Source organism: Sodalis sp. (in: enterobacteria), assembly GCF_051710625.1.
Classification (GTDB): domain Bacteria; phylum Pseudomonadota; class Gammaproteobacteria; order Enterobacterales; family Enterobacteriaceae; genus JBPESN01.
On record NZ_JBPESN010000070.1, the window covers coordinates 1 to 3,211 of the forward strand.

The 3,211-nt window shown below is 54.7% G+C and carries 4 protein-coding genes; 1 reads left to right on the forward strand and 3 read right to left on the reverse strand.

Annotated features, from left to right (window positions below; all coding sequences use genetic code 11):
* The coding region (locus ACTBDU_RS13675; RefSeq protein ID WP_438806842.1) for an integrase core domain-containing protein at positions 1–319 on the forward strand (319 nt) is incomplete at its 5' end.
* Positions 320–341: 22 nt separating this feature from the next.
* On the opposite strand, the gene spoT is transcribed toward ACTBDU_RS13675, so the two are convergent.
* The 3 genes from spoT to ACTBDU_RS13690 form a co-directional block, all read right to left on the reverse strand.
* Complete coding sequence (spoT, locus tag ACTBDU_RS13680; RefSeq protein ID WP_438806843.1) at positions 342–2,447, reverse strand: bifunctional GTP diphosphokinase/guanosine-3',5'-bis pyrophosphate 3'-pyrophosphohydrolase; 2,106 nt, start codon at positions 2,445–2,447, stop codon at positions 342–344.
* A gap of 20 nt (positions 2,448–2,467) precedes the next feature.
* Entirely contained in the window at positions 2,468–2,743 is a 276-nt protein-coding gene (rpoZ, locus tag ACTBDU_RS13685) for a DNA-directed RNA polymerase subunit omega (RefSeq protein WP_011412033.1), read from the reverse strand.
* A gap of 54 nt (positions 2,744–2,797) precedes the next feature.
* Positions 2,798–3,211, reverse strand: a 414-nt coding sequence (locus ACTBDU_RS13690) for a guanylate kinase (RefSeq protein ID WP_438806844.1), incomplete at its 5' end; no start/stop codon positions are given.

Here is a 3,211-nt window from a genome sequence, read left to right on the forward strand (position 1 = left end):
CCACAGCGATCAGGGTAGCCACTATACGAGCAGGCAGTTCCGACAGTTGCTGTGGCGTTACCGGATCAAACAAAGCATGAGTCGGCGGGGTAACTGTTGGGATAACAGTCCGATGGAGCGCTTCTTCCGCAGCCTGAAGACAGAATGGGTGCCGATAAAAGGTTACAACAGCTTTAGCGAAGCAGCTCATAAAATTACCGACTATATCGTGGGATATTACAGCGCACTCAGGCCGCATGAATATAACGGTGGGTTGCCACGAAAGGAATCAGAAAATAGATACTGGAAAAACGCTAACGCAATGGCCAGTTTTAGTTGACCACTACATCCAACGGCAGGCTTTAGTTTCTGTTGCGGTTCACCCGGATGACATCTGGCATGATGCGGATTTTGCGCATGATATTCGCCAGATGGATACGACCGCGGGTTGTCAGACGAATGAACGCGCTATACACCCGGCCGTCCTTCTCTTCGGTGTTCAGGCTCTGGATATTGGAATTGGCGGCGTTAATCGACGCGGCCAAATTGGCCAATGCGCCTTGATGGTTGAACATATCCACCTTGATCTCGGCGATGAACTCCTGTTCACTCACCATCTCCCACTCTACCGGCATGAATTTCTCGGGCTCTTTCTGATAGCCCCGGATATTGCGGCAGGATTCATGATGCACCACCAGCCCTTTGCCGGGGCTGACGTGGGCAATAATCGGGTCACCGGGGATAGGCCGGCAGTATTTGGCAAAGGTGATAAGCACGTCGTCGGCGCCTTTGATCGGCAGCGTGCGCGGGCCGGTTGGGGGCGTCAGGTTGGGCCGATCGCCCTGTAAATTCTTGGCTATCACCACGCTCATTGCGTTACCGAGACCGATTTCCGCCAGCAAATCATCAAGCGTCGCCAGTTTCATTCTGTCCAGCTCGCGCTGGATATTCTCCGTCGGCAGCTCGACGAGTTTGTGGTTGCCGCCCAGCGCATGGTTAAGCAAGCGGCGACCGAGACTGACGGAGTCGTCGCGCTTGAGATTCTTCAACATCTGGCGGATTTTGGCGAGCGCCTTGGAGCTTACGACGAAATTCAGCCAGGCGGCGTTAGGCCGTGCGCCGGGAGCGGTAATGATTTCCACGGTCTGGCCGCTGCTGAGCGACTGGGAAAGCGGGTAGGGCTGCCTGTCCACGCGGGCACCTACGCAGGCGTGGCCGATATCGGTATGCACCGCATAGGCAAAATCCACCGGCGTGGCGCTCGCCGGCAGTTCGACGATACGCCCTTCCGGGGTAAAAACATAAATTTCGGCGGGAAAGAGATCGGACTTAACGCTTTCAATGAATTCAAACAAGCTGCCGGCGCTCTGCTGAAGCTCAAGAAGGCTTTGCATCCAGCGCTGGGCGCGGATTTGTGCCGTGGTGCCGGTTTCGCCCTGCTCTTTATACGCCCAGTGCGCCGCTACCCCTATCTCCGCCATTTGATCCATGTCCTCGGTGCGGATCTGCACTTCGACCGGCACGCCGTGCGGACCTATCATTGAGGTATGCAGCGATTGGTAGCCGTTGGCTTTGGGGATCGCGATATAATCCTTCACCCGTCCGGGGCGCGGTTTATACAGGCTATGCATTTGACCCAGCACCCGGTAACAGGTATCCACGTCGCTGACGATCACCCGAAAAGCGTAAATGTCCATGATGGAGTGAAAACGCTGCTCTTTCAGATGCATTTTGCAATAAATGGAGTAGAGATGTTTTTCACGTCCACTGACGCGACAAGGAATGCCTGCTTCGGTTAAACGACCCTCGATTTCGGCGAGGATTTTCTGGATCATTTCCTTGCGGTTACCGCGCGCCGCTTTGACCACTTCTTTAATGACCCGGTAGCGGTTGGGATACAGCGCCTCGAAGCCCAGTTCTTCTAGCTCGATCTTCAGGTGATGAATCCCCAGCCGGTGGGCCAATGGACTGTAGATTTCCAGCGTTTCGCGCGCGATGCGGCGGCGTTTATCCGGCCGCAGGGCGCCCAGGGTGCGCATATTATGGGTACGATCAGCGAGCTTTATCAGCACGACGCGGATATCCTGCACCATCGCGATGATCATTTTACGAAAGTTTTTCGCCTGGGCTTCTTTCTTGTCGCGGAATTTCAGCTTGTCCAGCTTGGATACGCCTTCCACCAGCTCGGCGACGCTTTTGCCGAACAGCTGCTCCATGTCCTGATAAGTGGCTGGGGTATCTTCGATAACGTCATGCAGCAGCGCCGCCATCAGCGTCTCGTGGTCGAGACGCATCTCGGCCAGAATACAGGCGACCACCACCGGATGAGTGATGTAAGCCTCACCGCTGGAACGAGTTTGTCCCTCGTGCGCATCACGAGCGACAAGATAAGCCTGCCGGAGGAGTTTTATCTGATCCTCGGGCAGATAGCGTTGAATCAGTAGATTCAGACTTTCAAACAGATACAAGGTAGGGTAGTAACCTGCTGTTAGCGGCGGCCTTCAGCGATCGCGGTCACCGCTTGAATCTCAGCGGCTTCTTGCTCTTGCTGCTCTTGGCGATCCCGTAAGTCCAGGATTTGGCTGGTAATCAGGCCTTCCTCGATTTCACGCAGGGCGATAACGGTGTATTTATCGTTTTCTTCTGCAACCAGTGGATCCTTACCGCCAACCTGAATCTGACGCGCGCGTCGCGCGGCGACCAGCACCAGGTCAAAACGGTTACCTATTTTCTCGACGGCGTCTTGTACAGTTACGCGTGCCATATGTGAGCTACTCCACAGATGAAGAAATAACTGGACATCATACTGAAAGTTGTGTCAGTCTGCCAACAATTTGCAAATTAATGCGTCATGGCGTAATTTCTGACGCCCAAGGCACAGCCGTTCAGCCCGAATTATGGCTTTCAGATCAAGCAATGCGGAATTGAAGTCGCCATTGACGATTAAATAATCATACTCTGCAAAGTGGGTCATTTCAGCTACAGCCTGCGCCATGCGCCGGCCGATCACTTTTTCACTGTCCTGACCGCGGCCGCGCAGCCGGCGATCCAGCTCCTCCTTGGAGGGCGGCAGAATAAAGATACTGCGCGCGTCCGGCATTTTAGCGCGGATCTGCTGTGCGCCTTGCCAATCGATGTCGAGGAAAACACTGACGCCGGTGGCCAGCACCTGCTGAATAGCTTCGCGTGAGGTGCCGTAGTAATTGTCAAATACGCGGGCGTATTCGAGAAA